Below are 16,556 nucleotides of genomic sequence, written 5' to 3' on the forward strand. Positions count from 1 at the left end.
GGGCTGTGGGGCTGGCCTGCGGGCGGGCGCTGGCGAAACGCGGCCTGTCGGTTCTGGTGCTGGAGAAGGAACCCCACATCGGCCAGGGCGTGTCCTCGCGCAATTCCGAGGTCATCCACGGCGGGCTCTATTATCCGACCGGCTCGCTGAAGGCGAAGTTCTGCGTCGAGGGGCGTCGCGCCCTCTATGACTTTCTGAGCAGCCACAAGATTGACCACTGGAAATGCGGCAAGCTGGTCGTGGCGACCGAGGAGGCCGAGGTCGAGCGCATCGAGGCCATCTTCCGGCAGGCGACGACCAACGGCGTCGAGGGGCTGGAACATCTGACCGGGGCCCAGGCGCGGGCGCTCGAGCCGGAACTGAACGCCCACGCCGCCGTCCTGTCGCCCGAAAGCGGCCTGTTCGACAGCCACGGCTATATGCTGGCCTTGCAAGGCGAGATCGAGGACGCGGGCGGATCGGTCGTGGTCTCCACGCCGTTCGAGCGTGCTGAGCCTCTGTCCGACGGCGGTTTCAGGATCACGGCGGGCGGCCCAGATTCCGGGGACGGCGGGGCGGTGCTGACGACCCGCCTGCTGGTCACGGCGCCCGGCCTGTCGGCACAGACCGTCGCCGCCGCCATCGACGGCTATCCCGCCGCCGACATTCCGGCGCGCCATCTGGGCAAGGGCGTCTATTTTCGTCTGACGGGCCCGGCGCCGTTCAACCGACTGATCTATCCGCCGCCCATTCCGGGGGCGCTGGGCACCCACTACCGCAAGGATCTGGGCGGGCAGGGGGTGTTTGGCCCCGACCTGGCCTATGTCGAGACCGAGGACTATTCCGTCGATCCGGCCAAGGCCGAGGGGTTCGCGGGCTATATCCGCCGCTTCTGGCCGGGCGTGACGGTCGAGCGGCTGACGCCCGACTACGCCGGCATCCGGCCCAAGCTGCACGGACCGGGCGAGCCGCAGCCGGACTTCCAACTGCATGGGCACGAGCATCACGGCATCGACGGCCTGATGGCCCTGTTCGGCATCGAGAGTCCGGGCCTGACCAGTTCCCTGGCCATCGGCGAGGCCGTGGCGGCGGCGCTGACCAGGGCCTGAGCGAATCACCTGGGCCAGCGAAGGGCGAGAAGGGTTGCGGTCTTGGCCACCTGAACTGGTCCGCATGACCCATAATCGGTGCGGAAACGGCCGTATTCGCTACGGAAATCGGGCCCACGCATTCAAGTGGCGCTCATCCGTCGGGCGCTCTTGAAATCGGCGACATCTTCATGCATAAGCCCGCCCTCGCGTGGCGGCTCTTATCGGGGGGCCGCCACTGTATGTTTTCGCGTCTTCACGGCGCACCGACTTAGAGATTGAGACGGACATGGCCGTTCCGAAACGCAAAGTATCCCCCTCGCGTCGCAACATGCGTCGCGCACACGACGCCCTCGGCGCCAACTCCTATGTCGAAGACAAGGACACGGGCGAGCTGAAGCGTCCGCACCACATCGACCTGAAGACCGGCACCTATCGCGGCCGTCAGGTCATCACGCCGAAGGAAGACTAGTCTTCATTACGGCCTCGGCTTCGGCCGGACGATAGATTTAACGGCGCGCGATGACATCGCGCGCCGTTTTCGTGCGTTGTGTGCGGTGAAGCTAAACCTTTGGAGCGCTCCGCATGATCCGTAACGCCGTCCTCTGTTCCGTCGCCCTGCTGGCCCTGGCCGCCTGCAACGCCCCGGAATCCGCCAAGACGCCTGAGGCGAAGGCGCCAGACGCCGCCGCGCCGGCGGCCATGGGCGACGCCGCCTACGCCAATGTGCTGACGCCGCTAGGTTATGGCCCGCTGAAGATCGGCATGACCCAGGCCGAGGCCGACGCTGCGGTCGGGCCGCCGCCCGCCAATGCCGCCGAAGCCGAACCGTCCGAGTGTCGCTACTACCATCCGCCCCGCGCCCCCGAGGGCCTGCTGGTCATGGTGGAGAACGGGGTCCTGACGCGGCTGACCGCCACCAAGGACTCGACCGTCAAGACCGAGGACGGCGTCGGCGTCGGCGATGACGGGGAACAGTTGAAGGCCCGCTACGCCGCCGCCACCGTGACGCCGCACAAGTATCAGGGCGCGCCCTCGGCCTACGTCACCCTCTGGCCGGGCAAACCTCAGCTGCAGGGCGCCTATGTCACCGACCCGACCGCGCGCGGTCTGGTGTTCGAGATCGGTGACGATGGCAAGGTGGCCTTCATCCATGCGGGCGGACCCAGCATTCAGAACGTCGAAGGCTGCAGCTGACGCTGAAAGCAGGCAAGGCGCGTCGCCCGGTGGCGATTCGGCGGCGGCTGGTCTAAACCGGCCGTCGCACCTTCTTCTCCTGACAGAGCGCCTTCCTCATGACTGACATCGCCGACATCGTCGCCCGCCAGATTCTCGACAGCCGAGGCAATCCGACGGTTGAAGTGGATGTGACCCTGGAAGACGGCAGCTTTGGCCGCGCCGCCGTGCCGTCGGGCGCCTCGACGGGCGCGCACGAAGCCGTCGAACTGCGCGACGGCGACATGGACATGTGGGGCGGCAAGGGCGTCCAGAAGGCGGTCGACGCCGTCAACGGCGAGATCTTCGATGCCCTGTCCGGCATGGACGCCGAGGACCAACGCCGTCTGGACGAAGCCCTGATCGAACTGGACGGCACCGACAACAAGGCGCGCCTCGGCGCCAACGCCATCCTCGGCGTGTCGCTGGCTGCGGCCAAGGCCAGCGCCATCAGCTCGAACCTGCCGCTGCACCGCTACATCGGCGGCGTCTCGGCCCGCGTCCTGCCGACCCCGATGATGAACATCATCAACGGCGGCGCCCACGCCGACAATCCGATCGACATCCAGGAGTTCATGATCCTGCCGACCGGCGCCGACAGCTTCTCGGACGCCCTGCGCATGGGCGCTGAAATCTTCCACGCCTTGAAGAAGGCGTTGAAGGATGCGGGCCACAACACCAACGTCGGCGACGAGGGCGGCTTCGCCCCGAACCTGGCCTCGGCCGAGGAAGCCCTGGCCTTCATCACCAAGGCTGGTCAGGCCGCCGGCTATCTGGCGGGCGAGGACTTCCACCTGGGCCTCGACGTCGCCTCGACCGAGTTCTTCAAGAACGGCAAGTACAACCTGACGGGCGAGGGCAAGGCCTTCGACGCCGACGGCATGGTCGGTTATCTGGCCGATCTGGTCGAGCGCTTCCCCATCGTCTCCATCGAGGACGGCTGCGCCGAGGACGACTTTGACGGCTGGAAGCTGCTGACGGACCGTCTGGGCGACCGCGTTCAGCTGGTCGGCGATGACTTGTTCGTGACCAACCCGCGCCGTCTGGCCGCCGGTATCGGCGAAGGCCTGGCCAACTCCATCCTGATCAAGGTCAACCAGATCGGCACCCTGTCCGAGACCCTGGACGCCGTCGATATGGCGCACCGCGCCGGCTACACCTCGGTGATGAGCCACCGTTCGGGCGAAACCGAGGACTCGACCATCGCCGACCTGGCCGTCGCCACCAACTGCGGTCAGATCAAGACCGGCTCGCTGGCTCGTTCGGACCGGACGGCCAAGTACAACCAACTGCTGCGCATCGAAGAGATGCTGGGCGACCAGGCCGCCTATTTCGGCGACGGCATGCTGCTGAAATAAACCGCCTCACAAAGATGTGCGCGGCGCCGTCTCTGAACCTCGGAGGCGGCGTTCGCAATTACGGCCAAGCTACGGTTCGTTAGGCATTTTCGGTCAGGATCGGGAAACTGTGTTCACGCTCAGAAGGAGCGTCCGTCGTGCCCGAGCAGATGAAGCCCTACCTTCCGTCCGCCTTCCTGCTGTTCCTGATCCTTTACCTGGGGGTCCAGGCCCTGACGGGGCAGCGCGGCCTGTTGAGCGGCGGCGAGCGTGACGCGCTTCTCGCCAAACGCGAGGCTCAACTGGCCCACCTGACGGAGCAACGCCGCGACCTGGAAGTGCGCGTGCGCTACCTGCGGACCGAGAGCCTGTCCAAGGATCTGCTGGAAGAGCGGGCGAGGGCGGTGCTCGGCTTTGCCGATCCGCGCGACTACGTGGTTCGCCTGAGCGCCCCTGTCGCGCACAATCCTGACGCGATCCAGACCTCCTGAACTATTGTTACAGCCAGGCCGGCGCGCTTTGCGTTTCGGGAACGAAGGCTGCTAAAGCCCCTTTCCGTAACGATAAGAGTCCCTGAAACTGGGGGCGCAGCCGGGAGATGCCGGATGGCGAAAGCCGCCGCTCATAAATCCTCGTCCAGTGCGGACGACACCAAGATTCCGAACACGCCCCAGGCTTCGAAAGAAGACCTGCTGCGCTTCTACCGCGAGATGGTCCTCATCCGCCGCTTTGAAGAGCGCGCGGGCCAGCTTTACGGCATGGGCCTGATCGGCGGCTTCTGCCACCTCTACATCGGCCAGGAGGCCGTGGCGGTGGGCGTTCAGGAGAGCGTCCAGCAGGGCCACGACAAGATCATCACCGGCTACCGTGACCACGGCCACATGCTGGCCGCCGGCATGGACCCCAACGCTGTCATGGCCGAGCTGACCGGCCGTATCGGCGGCTCGTCCAAGGGCAAGGGCGGTTCGATGCACATGTTCGACACCGCGACCGGCTTCTACGGCGGTCACGGCATCGTCGGCGCCCAGGTGGCGCTGGGCACCGGCCTGGCCTTCGCCGGCAAGTACCGCGGTGACGACAGCGTCTCCTTCGTCTACTTCGGCGACGGCGCCTCGAACCAGGGTCAGGTCTACGAGAGCTTCAACATGGCCCAGCTGTGGAAGCTGCCGGCCATCTACATCATCGAGAACAATCAGTACGCCATGGGCACGAGCATCGAACGCTCGTCGTCCACGACCGAGCTCTACATGCGCGGCGCCAGCTTCGGCATTCCGGGCGAGCAGGTCGACGGCATGGACGTCCTGGCCGTCCGTGACGCCACCGCCCGCGCCGTGGCCCGCGCCCGCGCCGGCGAAGGTCCCTACATCCTTGAGGTGAAGACCTACCGCTATCGCGGCCACTCCATGTCGGACCCGGCCAAGTACCGCACCAAGGAAGAGGTCGACGAGGTCAAGAAGACCCGCGACCCCATCGACCACCTGAAAATGCTGCTCGCCGCCGCCAAGGCGACCGAGGAAGAACTGAAGGCCATCGACAACGAGGTGAAAGCCATCGTCGCCGAAGCCGTACAGTTCGCACAGGAAAGCCCTGAGCCGGACCCGTCCGAGCTCTATACTGACGTCTACGTGGAGGCCTGATCCGTGACCGACATTCTGATGCCGGCGCTGTCCCCCACGATGGAAGAGGGCACGCTGACCAAGTGGCACATCAAGGCGGGCGACACCGTGTCGGCCGGCCAGGTGATCGCCGAGATCGAAACCGACAAGGCGACGATGGAAGTCGAAGCCGTCGATGAAGGCGAAGTGCTGGAAATCCTGGTGCCGGAAGGCTCCGAAAACGTGAAGGTCAACACGCCCATCGCGCGTCTGGCCGGCGAAGACAGCGCCCCTGCGCCTGCGTCCAAGACTGAAGCGCCCAAGGCTGAAACTGCCAAGGCCGAGGCGGCTCCCGCCGCAGCCGCCACTCCGGCTGCGCCCAAGGTCGAACTGCGCGACCCGGAAATCCCGGCTGACGCCAAGCTGGTCAAGACGACCGTGCGCGACGCCCTGCGCGACGCCATGGCCGAGGAAATGCGCCGCGACGACCGCGTCTTCCTGATCGGCGAGGAAGTCGCCCAGTATCAAGGCGCCTACAAGGTCAGCCGCGACCTGCTGCAGGAGTTCGGCGAACGCCGCGTCATCGACACCCCGATCACCGAGCACGGCTTCGCCGGTCTCGGCGTCGGCGCCGCCATGGCGGGCCTGAAGCCCATCGTCGAGTTCATGACGTTCAACTTCGCCATGCAGGCGATCGACCACATCATCAACTCGGCCGCCAAGACCCTCTATATGTCGGGCGGTCAGATCCGCGCCGACATCGTCTTCCGTGGCCCCAACGGCGCCGCCAGCCGCGTGGGCGCTCAGCACAGCCAGGACTATTCGGCCTGGTACGCTCAGATCCCAGGCCTGAAGGTCATCGCGCCCTATGACGCCGCTGACGCCAAGGGCCTGCTGAAGGCCGCCATCCGCGATCCGAACCCGGTCGTCTTCCTCGAACACGAAATGCTGTACGGCACTGAGTTCGACGTGCCGGAAGGCGATGACTACGTCCTGCCGATCGGCAAGGCCAAGGTCCGTCGCGAAGGCAAGGACGTCACCATCACGGCTCACGCCCGCATGGTCGGCTTCGCCCTCCAGGCCGCTGAGAAGCTGGCCGAGGAAGGCATCGAGGCCGAGGTCATCGACCTGCGCACCCTGCGTCCCCTCGACCACGAGACCATCGTCGAAAGCGTCAAGAAGACCAGCCGCCTGGTCTCGGCCGAAGAAGGTTGGGGCCCGATGGGCGTCGGCGCCGAGGTCGTGGCCCGCGTGATCGAACACGCCTTCGACTATCTGGATGCGCCGCCGCTGCGCGTGCACCAGGAAGACGTGCCGCTGCCCTACGCCGCCAACCTGGAAGTGCTGTCGCTTCCGGGCGTGGACAAGATCATCGCGGCTGTGAAGCAGGTGATGGCATGACCGACATCCTGATGCCCGCCCTGTCGCCCACGATGGAAGAGGGCGTCCTGGCCAAGTGGCACGTCAAGGTCGGGGACGTCGTCTCCGCTGGCGACGTCATCGCCGAGATCGAGACCGACAAGGCCACGATGGAAGTCGAGGCCGTGGATGAAGGCGAAGTCACCGACATCCTGGTCGCCGAAGGCACGGAAGGCGTGAAGGTCAACACCCCGATCGCTCGCCTCAAGGCTGAAGGCGGCGCTGCTGCTCCCGCGCCTGCGGCCAAGACGGAAGAAGCCCCCAAGGCCGAAGCCGCACCGGCCAAGGCTGAGGCGCCCAAGGCTGCAGCGCCTGCCGCTCCGGCCCCCGCTGCGCCGAAGTCGGACAGCGGAGAGCGCATCTTCTCTTCGCCTCTGGCCCGTCGCATCGCTGCCCAGAACGGCGTCGACCTGAAGGCGATCAAGGGCACCGGCCCGCACGGCCGCATCGTCAAGCGCGACGTTGAAGGCGCGACCCAAACCGCTGGAAAGGGCGCGGCCCAACCCGCCTCCTCGACGGCGCCCGCCGCCGCGACCTCGGGCATCGCCCCGCGTCAGGCCCAGTCGCTGGCCCAGATGGGCATCCCGGACGGCAGCTACGACCTGATCCCGCTGGACGGGATGAAGAAGGCCGTGGCGCGTCGCATGGTCGACAGCATCCAGAACGTCCCGCACTTCCCGCTCTTCATCGACGTCGAGATCGACCAGCTGATGGCCGTCCGCGCGAAGGTGAACAAGATGCTGGAGCCGCAGGGCATCAAGGTCTCGGTCAACGACTTCGTCATCAAGGCCGCCGCCCTGGCGCTGAAGATGGTGCCGGAGGCGAACGCCTCCTACACGCCGGAAGGCATCGCCATGCACCACAACGCCGATGTCTCGATGGCGGTGGCGATTGACGGCGGCCTGATCACCCCGATCATCAAGAAGGCCGAGACCAAGGGCCTGGCGCAGATCGCGACCGAGTCCAAGGACCTGGCCAAGCGCGCCCGCGAACGCAAGCTGAAGCCGGAAGAGTTCCAGGGCGGCACCTTCTCGGTGTCCAACCTGGGCATGTTCGGCATCAAGCAGTTCACCTCGATCATCAATGAGCCGCAGGGCTGCATCATGAGCGTGGGCGCCGGTGAGCAACGTCCGGTCGTCAAGGACGGGCAACTGGCCGTGGCCACCGTCATGACCGTGACCCTGACCTGCGATCACCGCGTGGTTGATGGCGCGACGGGCGCTCGCTTCCTGCAAGCGTTCAAGCCGCTGATCGAAGACCCCGTGGCGATGCTGGCCTAGGGGAGCGGAAGTCATGACTTCGGTCTATGACTTCTCCGCCCGCGCCATCGACGGCACGGACGTATTGCTGGACCGCTATCGCGGACAGGCGCTGCTGATCGTCAATACGGCGTCCAAGTGCGGCTTCACTGGTCAGTATGACGGGCTTGAGAAGCTGCATCGGGACTTCGCCGACGCGCCGTTCGAGGTGCTGGGCTTTCCCTGCAACCAGTTCGGCGCGCAGGAGCCGGGCAGGGCGGCGGAAATCGCCGCCTTCTGCGCCACCAGCTTCGACGTGACCTTTCCCCTGTTCGACAAGGTGGAGGTCAACGGGCCGAACCGGCACCCCCTCTATGCCTGGCTGACCCAGCAGAAGCGCGGCTTCCTCGGCTCCCAGGCCATCAAGTGGAACTTCACCAAGTTCCTGACCGACCGCGAAGGCCGCGTCGTCGCGCGCTACTCGCCCCAGACTGAACCCGCGGCCATCAAGGCCGACATCGAGAAGTTGATCTGACCATGGCTGCTGAATTCGATCTCGTCGTCATCGGTTCGGGCCCCGGCGGTTACGTCGCGGCGATCCGCGCCAGCCAACTGGGCCTGAAGGTCGCCATCGTCGAGCGCGAGAGCCTGGGCGGCATCTGCCTGAACTGGGGCTGCATCCCGACCAAGGCCCTGCTGAAGTCGGGCGAGAAGTTCGAGAGCCTGTCGCACCTCAAGGAATACGGCCTGTCCGCCTCGGGCGCCGCCTTCGACTTCGACGCCATCATCCAGCGCTCGCGCGGGGTCGCGGCGACGATGAACAAGGGCGTCGCCTATCTGATGAAGAAGAACAAGATCGAGGTGATCGAAGGCTCGGCCACGCTCGAAAAGGGCGCTGCGGCGCCCAAGGTCGTCGTCGCCCTGAAGGCCGGCGGCACGCGCGCCATCGAAGCCAAGACCGTCATGCTGGCCGTCGGCGCCCGCGCCCGCGCCCTGCCGCAAATCGGTCTGGAAGCGGACGGCGACAAGATCTGGGCCTACCGCGACGCCCTGGCCCCCAAGACACTGCCCAAGACCTTCGTCGTCATCGGCTCGGGCGCCATCGGCATCGAGTTCGCCAGCTTCTATCGCGCCCTGGGCGCCGAGGTGACGGTCGTCGAAGCCGTCGATCGCATCATGCCGGTCGAGGACGAAGAGGTGTCCAAGGCCGCTCAGAAGTCGTTCGAGAAGCGCGGCATCAAGTTCAAGATCGGCGCCAAGGTCACGAAGGTGTCCAAGGATTCCAAGGGTGTGAAGGTCGCTGTTGAAGTGAACGGCAAGGCCGAGACGCTGGAAGCCGAGGTCTGCATCTCGGCCGTCGGCATCACCGCCAACACCGACGGCATCGGCCTGGAGGCGCTGGGCGTCGAACTGGACCGCGGCCACATCAAGACCGACAGCCACTGCCAGACCAACGTCAAGGGCCTCTACGCCATCGGCGACTGCGCCGGCGCGCCCTGGCTGGCGCACAAGGCGTCGCACGAAGGCATCCACGCCGCCGAGCACATCGCCGCCTACAAGACCCCCAACGTCCATTCGCCTATCGCCGGCTGCACCTACGCCCAGCCGCAGGTGGCCTCGGTCGGCGTCACCGAGCAGGGCGCCCGCGCCGAGAAGCGCGAGGTCAAGATCGGCCGCTTCCCCTTCCGCGTGAACGGCAAGGCCGTGGCGGCGGGCGAGGTCGACGGCTTCGTCAAGGTCATCTTCGACGCCCAGACCGGCGCCCTGATCGGCGCCCACATGATCGGCCACGAAGTGACCGAGATGATCCAGGGCTACGTCACCGCCATCGCCATGGAAGCGACCGAGGAAGACATCCACGGCATCGTCTATCCGCACCCGACCATGTCAGAAGCCATGCACGAAGCTGCTCTGGACGCCTATGGCCGCGTGATCCACATCTGATCCGGTTGTTAGAAAATCTGAACTGTGGCTAAGAGGGTCGCCCTCTTCTCCACGGTTCGGAACTTCCATGATCGTCGCGCCTGATGTTCTCGGCCTGATCGGCAATACGCCTCTGGTGCGCCTTAAGCGCGCGTCGGAGCTGACGGGCTGTGAGATCCTCGGCAAGGCCGAGTTCATGAATGTCGGCGGCTCGATCAAGGACCGGGCGGCGCTCAGCATCATTCGCAAGGCGCGGGCGTCCGGCGCGCTGAAGCCCGGCGGCGTCATTGTCGAGGGCACGGCGGGCAACACCGGCATCGGCCTGGCCTTGGTCGGGGCCGCCCTGGGCCACCCGGTCGTCATCGTCATGCCGCGCAGCCAGACGGACGAGAAGAAGCGGGCGGTCCGTCTGCACGGCGCCCGTCTGATCGAGGTCGATCCGGCCCCCTTCGCCAGCCCGAACCACTTCGTCGCCTATTCCCGCCGCTTGGCCGAGGAACTGAACGAAAGCGAGCCGAACGGCGCATTCTACGCCGATCAGTTCGACAACCTGGCCAATCGCGAAGCTCACTATGAAGGCACCGCGCCGGAAATCTGGAAACAGACCGACGGAAACATCGACGGCTTCATCTGCGCCGCCGGCTCCGGCGGCACCCTGGCCGGTTGCGCTGCATATTTGCGGGAGCAGAAGCCCGAGGTCCGCATCGGTCTGGCCGACGTTCCGGGCGCGGCCCTCTACAGCTGGTTCACCGAGGGCGTGCTGAAGGGCGAAGGCTCCTCGATCACCGAGGGCATCGGCGTCAACCGCATCACCGGCAATCTGGAGGGGCTGGCGGTCGATCATCCCTATCGGATCGAAGACGCCGAGTTCCTGCCCATCCTGTTCGATCTGGTGAAGCATGAGGGCCTGTCACTGGGCCCGTCCAGCGGTGTCAACATCGCCGGGGCCATCCGCATGGCGCGTGACCTGGGACCCGGCAAGACCATCGTCACCGTCCTGTGCGATGCAGGGCAGCGCTACGCCAGCAAGGTCTATGACCCCGCCTTCCTGACCGCGCGCGGCCTGCCGACGCCGGAATGGCTGAACCGATGAGCCGCAAGAAGGCCGTCGCCGTCGAGAGTCGTATCCCGCCTCTGAACGCCTTGAAGGCGTTCGAGGCCGCCGCGCGGCGCCTGAACATCACCCGCGCCGCCGAGGAACTGTCGGTCACGCCCGGCGCTATCAGCCAGCAGATCCGCATTCTTGAGGAACATGCGGGCGCGCCCCTGTTCCACCGCGAGGGGCGTCAGATCGCCCTGACCGACCTGGGCGCTGAGCTCTATCCGCTGCTGCACGACGGCTTCGACTATCTGAAGCGGGCAGGGGACCTGCTTTACCGTCCCGACCGTCGCCATGCCCTGGCCGTCAGCGTCCCGCCGTCCTTCGCCGCCAAATGGCTGGCCCCACGCATCGCCCGTTTCGCGGCGGCGCATCCGGAGGTCGAGGTGTGGATGTCGGCGGATATGCGGCTGGCCGATGTCGGCGGCGGTCGCGTGGACGTGGCCGTCCGCTACGGTCGAGGCGACTATTCCGGCGTGCGGTCCGAGCGTCTGCTGTCAGCCGATGTCACCCCCGTGTGCAGTCCGGCCCTGTTGACCGGACCCAGGGCTCTGAGACGTCCGACCGACCTGGCGCAGCACGTCCTGATCCACCTGCGCGCCGGCGAACTGGAAGAACCGCGCCCCGACTGGGCGACCTGGCTGAAGGCGAGGGGCGTGGATCAGGTCGACGCCACGGCGGGGCCGCGTTTCGATCAGACGGCCCTGGCTATCGAGGCCGCCGCCCATGGTCAGGGCGTGGCCCTGGCGCCCTATGCCTTCGTGGCTGACGATCTGGCGTCGGGGCGGCTGGTGTCGCCCTTCGCCGACGGGGCTCTGACGACGGAGATGGCCTATCACGTCCTGACCCGCCGCAGCGGCGTGTCCGAACCCGCCCGCGCCTTCGTCCGCTGGATGAAGGCCGAGGTCCAGGCGGCGGAACAGCGTGTGGACGATCTCTGATCGCCAACCTGTCCGATTTGTAACTTGAAGATCGGGCGTTGAATCCGTCAGCGTAAAGCACCTTTTACACGCGGGGGCGCTTCATGCTGACGATCAACAATCTTGTCCATGTCTACGGCAACGGGACACGGGCCCTGGACGACGTCAGCCTGACGATCCCGACGGGGATGTTCGGCCTGCTGGGCCCGAACGGCGCAGGCAAGTCGACGCTGATGCGGACCATCGCCACGCTGCAAACCCCGACCTCGGGCGAGATCCGCTTCGGCGACATCGACGTGATTCGCCAGCCCGAACAGCTGCGCCGCACGCTCGGCTATCTGCCCCAGGATTTCGGCGTCTATCCGCGCGTCTCGGCCTACGACATGCTCGACCACATGGCGGTGCTGAAGGGCATCGCCGACGGCAAGGAGCGCAAGCAGACGGTCGAGGCCCTGCTGAACCAGGTTAATCTGTGGAGCGTCCGCAAGAAGGCCCTGGCTGGTTTCTCGGGCGGGATGCGCCAGCGTTTCGGCATCGCCCAGGCCCTGATCGGCAACCCGCGCCTGATCATCGTCGATGAGCCGACCGCGGGCCTGGACCCGGAGGAGCGCAACCGCTTCCTCAACCTGCTGGCCGAGATCGGCGAGAACGTGGTGGTCATCCTGTCGACCCACATCGTCGAGGATGTGGCCGACCTGTGCCCGCGCATGGCGGTGCTGGCGGGCGGCAAGATTCAGCTGGAAGGCGCGCCGCTGGAGCTGATGAAGCAGATGTCCGGCCGCGTGTGGAAGAAGGCCATCGCCAAGGAGGCGCTGCCGGAACACCGCGCCCGCTTCGAGGTCATCTCGACGCGCCTGTTCGCGGGTCAGACCGTGATCCACGTCCTGGCCGACGCCCAGCCGGGCGAGGGCTTCGAGCCGGCCTCGGGCGGTCTGGAGGACGTCTATTTCTCGACCCTGGCCGCCTCGCGCCGCCCGGCCGTCGCTCAAGCCGCCTGAGGCCCGGATCATGTTCGGGAAAGTCGCGGCCTTCGAGTTCCGCTATCAGCTTCGCCAGCCCGCCTTCTGGGTCATCTCCATCCTCTTCTTCCTGCTGAGCTTCGGCCTGGTCGCCAGTCCGAACGTCAGCCTGGGCACAGGCGGCAACGTCTTCAAGAACGCCCCTTATGCGATCGCTCAGGCCCATCTGGCCTTCAACCTCTTCTTCATGCTGGCGACGACGGCCATTGTCGCCAACGTCGTGGTGCGTGACGCCACGACCGGCTTCGGCCCCATGATCCGGGCCAGCCGGTTGTCCAAGTTCGACTACCTCTACGGTCGCTTCCTCGGCGCCTTCGCCGTGGTGACCCTGGCCTTCCTGTCGGTCGCCCTGGGCATCCTGATCGGCACGTTGATGCCTTGGGTGGACAAGGAGACGGTCGGGCCGTTCCGTCCGCTGGACTACCTCTACGGTTTCGTCGTCATGGGCCTGCCGGGCCTGCTGTTCAGCTCGGCGGTCTTCTTCACCCTAGCGACCGTCACGCGCTCGATGATGGCCACCTATGTCGGCGTCGTCGGGGTCTTCATCCTGTATATGACGACCACCTCGGTGTTCGGCTCCAAGCCGGAGCTGGAGACCCTGGTGGCCTGGCTGGAGCCCTTCGGCGCCGGCGCCTATGGCCTGGCGACCAAGTATTGGACGGCGGCCGAGCGCAACACGATCAACGCGCCCCTGACCGGCCTGCTGCTGGGCAACAAGCTGCTATGGCTCGGCGTCAGCCTGGCCTTCCTCGCCGCCGCCTGGCCCCTGTACAATCCGTCGCCGCGTGGTTCGAAGCTGCGCAAGCAGGAAAAGCTGAAGGCCCTGGCCGAAGCCTCGCCCGACACGACGGCGCCGGTCGCGCCGCTGGCTCAGCCCTCCTACGGCTTCAAGGCCGGTTGGACCCAGCTGATCTCGCGCACCGCCTTCGAGATGAAGGCCGTGTTCAAGAGCCCGGCCTATTTCGTCATGCTGGCGCTGGGCTTCGCCTTCGGCATCGCCGTCCTGCTGTTTGCGGGCGAGCTATATGGCGCGCCGGTCCTGCCGGTGACGCGGGTGGTGATCGAGACCCTGGGCGGCTCGTTCGGCCTGATCGTCATGATCATCTCGATCTACTATTCCGGCGAACTGGTCTGGCGCGACCGCGAGCGTCGCACGCATGAGATCATCGATTCCACGGCGACGCCCGACTGGACCTTCCTGCTGCCCAAGACCCTGGCCCTGATCCTGGTGCTGGTCTCGACCCTGCTGGCCGCATCGCTGGCCGGCATGATCGTGCAGACGATCAAGGGCTACACCAACTACGAGATCGGCAAATACCTGTTCTGGTATGTCGTGCCCCAGTCCATCGGCTTTGCGCTGACGGCGGTGCTGGCCATTGTCGTCCAGTCGCTGTCGCCGAACAAGTTCGTCGGCTGGGCCATCATGGTGGTCTATCTGATCTCGACCATCGTCCTGTCCAACATGGGCTTCGACCACGTTCTCTATCGCTATGGCGCAGGGACGGGGATGCCGCTGTCGGACATGAACGGCCTGGGCAAGTTCGCCGGCTATGCGGCGTGGATGCAGGCCTATTGGTCGGCCTTCGCCATCGTCCTGCTGGTCATCGCCTATGGCCTGTGGCGTCGCGGGGCGGAGACGCGCTTCATGCCGCGCCTGAAGCGTCTGCCGCGTCGCCTGATGGGGCCTGCGGGCGTCATCGGCGGCGTCGCCCTGACGGCCTTCGTGGCCCTGGGCGTCTACGCCTTCATCAACACCAACGTCTGGAACGAGTACCGCACCCAGAATCAGCAAGAGCAGCTGATGGCGGACTATGAAAAGACCCTGCTGAAGTACGAAAAGACGCCCCAGCCCGAGATCACCGACGTCAAGCTGGACCTGGACCTCTACCCGCACCAGCCGCGCCTGACGACCAAGGGCAGCTATGTCATCCAGAACCAGACGGGCGCGCCTCTGAATGAGGTTCACCTGCGCTGGAACTACGGTCTGAAGATCGCCAGCCTGGATGTGCAGGGCGCGACCCTGGCCAAGGAATGGCCGCAGTTCGAGTACCGCATCTATCGCTTCGCCACGCCGATGCAGCCGGGCGAGAAGCGCACCATCGCCTTTGAAACGGTGCTGGAGCAGCGCGGCTTCAAGAACAGTGGCGACACGACCCGGATCGTCGACAACGGCACCTTCGTCAACAACGGCGAGTTCGCCCTGACCATCGGCATGGGCCGCGACGGCCTGCTGTCCGACCGGGCCAAGCGCCGCAAGCACGGCCTGCCGCCTGAGCTGCGCATGGCCAAGCTGGAGGACGTCAGCGCCCAGAACCAGAACTACATCGGCACGGGCTGGGTCAACGCCGACATCACCGTGACCACGGTCGCCGATCAGACGCCGATCGCGCCGGGCTACAAGGTGTCGGACGTGACCAAAGACGGCCGCCGCACGGCCCGCTTCGTCACCGAGGCGCCGGTGCTGAACTTCTTCTCGGTCCAGTCCGCCGACTATCAGGTGGCCAAGGAGCAGCACGGCCCCATCGAACTGGCCGTCTATTACCACAAGGGTCACGAGCAGAACGTGGCGCGGATGCTGGCCGGGATGAAGGCGTCGCTGGACTACTACGGCACGGCCTTCAGCCCCTATCAGTTCCGTCAGGCCCGGATCATCGAGTTCCCGGCCTATGCCAGCTTCGCTCAGGCCTTCGCCAACACCATGCCCTACTCGGAAGGCCTCGGCTTCATCGCCGACCTGAGCGACGAGGAGAAGATCGACTACGTCACCTATGTCACCGCTCACGAGGTCGGGCATCAGTGGTGGGCGCACCAGGTGATCGGCTCGGACCAGCAGGGCTCGACCCTGCTATCGGAATCCCTGGCGCAATATTCGGCGTTGATGGTGATGGAGAAGCTGTACGGACCCGACAAGATCCGTCGCTTCCTCAAGTACGAACTGGACCGCTACCTGCGTTCGCGCGGCATGGAACGGCTGGAGGAGATGCCGCTGATCCGGGTCGAGAACCAGCAGTACATCCACTATCAGAAGGGGGGGCTGGTCCTGTACCTGCTGCGTGATCAGATCGGCGAGGAGGCGGTCAACCGCGCCCTGCGTCGGGTGCTGGCGCAGTACGCCTTCAAGTCCGCGCCCTATCCGCGCTCGCTGGATCTGGTCAACGCCATCCGGGCCGAGGCGCCGGCGGACAAGCAGGCCCTGATCACCGACCTGTTCGAAAAGATCACCCTGTATGACGTGAAGACCAAGTCGGTCACGGCGACCAAGCGCGCCGACGGCAAGTGGGACGTCGCCCTGACGGTCGAGGCCCGCAAGCTCTACGCCGACGGCAAGGGCGAGGAGACCGAAGCCCCGTTGAACGAGACCTTCGATGTCGGCCTGTTCTCCGCTGAACCCGGCAAGGGCGCGTTCGACCAGAAGTCGGTCATGTTGATGGAGCGTCGCCCCCTGGGCAGCGGAACCCAGGTCTTCCGCTTCGTCACGACCGAGAAGCCGGCCTTTGCGGGGATTGACCCCTACAATCGCTGGATCGACCGCAACTCGGACGACAACGTCAAACCTGTGACGTGACCGCCGCGCCGGGAGAATACCGGCCAGGCGTGAAGGGGGGAGGGCGCGCGCTCTCCCCCTTTTTTCTTGCGCATTACCGCACGCCAATCCGCCCGCTGGGACACGCCATCCAGCGCTCCTCATGCACAACGGCGCGCGCCAATCCCGGTAAAAACCTGG

At 66.0% G+C, this 16,556-nt stretch carries 14 protein-coding genes; all 14 read left to right on the forward strand.

The annotated features are described in order from the left end of the window. Window positions 1-1,088 (forward strand): NAD(P)/FAD-dependent oxidoreductase (locus tag HX774_RS06910; protein WP_178825414.1); only part of this gene is annotated, 1,088 nt, incomplete at its 5' end. 268 nt (window positions 1,089-1,356) lie between these two features. Beyond that, complete coding sequence (rpmF, locus tag HX774_RS06915) at window positions 1,357-1,539, forward strand: 50S ribosomal protein L32 (RefSeq protein ID WP_114816620.1); 183 nt, start codon at window positions 1,357-1,359, stop codon at window positions 1,537-1,539. A 113-nt stretch (window positions 1,540-1,652) separates the two neighbouring features. Beyond that, window positions 1,653-2,264 carry a hypothetical protein gene (locus HX774_RS06920; protein WP_178825416.1) on the forward strand — a complete coding sequence of 204 codons (612 nt, stop codon included), beginning with the start codon at window positions 1,653-1,655 and terminating at the stop codon, window positions 2,262-2,264. 98 nt (window positions 2,265-2,362) lie between these two features. Further along, complete coding sequence (gene eno, locus HX774_RS06925; protein WP_178825418.1) at window positions 2,363-3,640, forward strand: phosphopyruvate hydratase; 1,278 nt, start codon at window positions 2,363-2,365, stop codon at window positions 3,638-3,640. Between the two features lie 149 nt (window positions 3,641-3,789). Further along, on the forward strand, window positions 3,790-4,110 hold the full coding sequence (locus tag HX774_RS06930; protein ID WP_114816617.1) for a septum formation initiator family protein: 321 nt from the start codon (window positions 3,790-3,792) through the stop codon (window positions 4,108-4,110). 114 nt (window positions 4,111-4,224) lie between these two features. Beyond that, window positions 4,225-5,256 (forward strand): pyruvate dehydrogenase (acetyl-transferring) E1 component subunit alpha, encoded by a 1,032-nt coding sequence (gene pdhA, locus HX774_RS06935; RefSeq protein WP_178825420.1) that lies wholly within the window; start codon window positions 4,225-4,227, stop codon window positions 5,254-5,256. 3 nt (window positions 5,257-5,259) lie between these two features. Further along, window positions 5,260-6,615 carry a pyruvate dehydrogenase complex E1 component subunit beta gene (locus HX774_RS06940; protein ID WP_178825422.1) on the forward strand — a complete coding sequence of 452 codons (1,356 nt, stop codon included), beginning with the start codon at window positions 5,260-5,262 and terminating at the stop codon, window positions 6,613-6,615. Next, window positions 6,612-7,913 carry a pyruvate dehydrogenase complex dihydrolipoamide acetyltransferase gene (locus HX774_RS06945; RefSeq protein WP_178825424.1) on the forward strand — a complete coding sequence of 434 codons (1,302 nt, stop codon included), beginning with the start codon at window positions 6,612-6,614 and terminating at the stop codon, window positions 7,911-7,913. The genes HX774_RS06940 and HX774_RS06945 overlap by 4 nt, the downstream gene beginning before the upstream one ends. A gap of 13 nt (window positions 7,914-7,926) precedes the next feature. Beyond that, entirely contained in the window at window positions 7,927-8,406 is a 480-nt protein-coding gene (locus HX774_RS06950; protein ID WP_178825426.1) for a glutathione peroxidase, read from the forward strand. Window positions 8,407-8,408: 2 nt separating this feature from the next. Continuing rightward, window positions 8,409-9,815: a dihydrolipoyl dehydrogenase gene (gene lpdA, locus HX774_RS06955; RefSeq protein WP_178825429.1), complete on the forward strand. Its 1,407-nt coding sequence runs from the start codon at window positions 8,409-8,411 to the stop codon at window positions 9,813-9,815. A gap of 67 nt (window positions 9,816-9,882) precedes the next feature. Continuing rightward, window positions 9,883-10,887 carry a cysteine synthase A gene (locus tag HX774_RS06960; protein WP_178825431.1) on the forward strand — a complete coding sequence of 335 codons (1,005 nt, stop codon included), beginning with the start codon at window positions 9,883-9,885 and terminating at the stop codon, window positions 10,885-10,887. Further along, window positions 10,884-11,834 carry a transcriptional regulator GcvA gene (gene gcvA, locus HX774_RS06965; RefSeq protein WP_178825433.1) on the forward strand — a complete coding sequence of 317 codons (951 nt, stop codon included), beginning with the start codon at window positions 10,884-10,886 and terminating at the stop codon, window positions 11,832-11,834. Before HX774_RS06960 ends, gcvA begins: the two co-directional genes overlap by 4 nt. An 83-nt stretch (window positions 11,835-11,917) precedes the next feature. Then, window positions 11,918-12,811 (forward strand): ABC transporter ATP-binding protein, encoded by an 894-nt coding sequence (locus HX774_RS06970; RefSeq protein WP_178825435.1) that lies wholly within the window; start codon window positions 11,918-11,920, stop codon window positions 12,809-12,811. Window positions 12,812-12,821: 10 nt separating this feature from the next. Then, window positions 12,822-16,397, forward strand: a complete 3,576-nt coding sequence (locus HX774_RS06975; protein WP_178825437.1) for a M1 family aminopeptidase — start codon at window positions 12,822-12,824, stop codon at window positions 16,395-16,397. The last annotated feature ends 159 nt before the right edge of the window (window positions 16,398-16,556 follow it).

It is taken from the genome of Brevundimonas sp. P7753, assembly GCF_013386595.1.
In the GTDB taxonomy this organism is placed as follows: Bacteria; Pseudomonadota; Alphaproteobacteria; order Caulobacterales; family Caulobacteraceae; genus Brevundimonas; species Brevundimonas bullata.

Coding starts and splice junctions, on each gene's coding strand:
- rpmF (WP_114816620.1), top strand. CDS start 1,357: ATGGCCGTTCCGAAACGCAAAGTATCCCCCTCGCGTCGCAACATGCGT.
- HX774_RS06920 (WP_178825416.1), top strand. CDS start 1,653: ATGATCCGTAACGCCGTCCTCTGTTCCGTCGCCCTGCTGGCCCTGGCC.
- eno (WP_178825418.1), top strand. CDS start 2,363: ATGACTGACATCGCCGACATCGTCGCCCGCCAGATTCTCGACAGCCGA.
- HX774_RS06930 (WP_114816617.1), top strand. CDS start 3,790: ATGAAGCCCTACCTTCCGTCCGCCTTCCTGCTGTTCCTGATCCTTTAC.
- pdhA (WP_178825420.1), top strand. CDS start 4,225: ATGGCGAAAGCCGCCGCTCATAAATCCTCGTCCAGTGCGGACGACACC.
- HX774_RS06945 (WP_178825424.1), top strand. CDS start 6,612: ATGACCGACATCCTGATGCCCGCCCTGTCGCCCACGATGGAAGAGGGC.
- HX774_RS06950 (WP_178825426.1), top strand. CDS start 7,927: ATGACTTCGGTCTATGACTTCTCCGCCCGCGCCATCGACGGCACGGAC.
- lpdA (WP_178825429.1), top strand. CDS start 8,409: ATGGCTGCTGAATTCGATCTCGTCGTCATCGGTTCGGGCCCCGGCGGT.
- HX774_RS06960 (WP_178825431.1), top strand. CDS start 9,883: ATGATCGTCGCGCCTGATGTTCTCGGCCTGATCGGCAATACGCCTCTG.
- gcvA (WP_178825433.1), top strand. CDS start 10,884: ATGAGCCGCAAGAAGGCCGTCGCCGTCGAGAGTCGTATCCCGCCTCTG.
- HX774_RS06970 (WP_178825435.1), top strand. CDS start 11,918: ATGCTGACGATCAACAATCTTGTCCATGTCTACGGCAACGGGACACGG.
- HX774_RS06975 (WP_178825437.1), top strand. CDS start 12,822: ATGTTCGGGAAAGTCGCGGCCTTCGAGTTCCGCTATCAGCTTCGCCAG.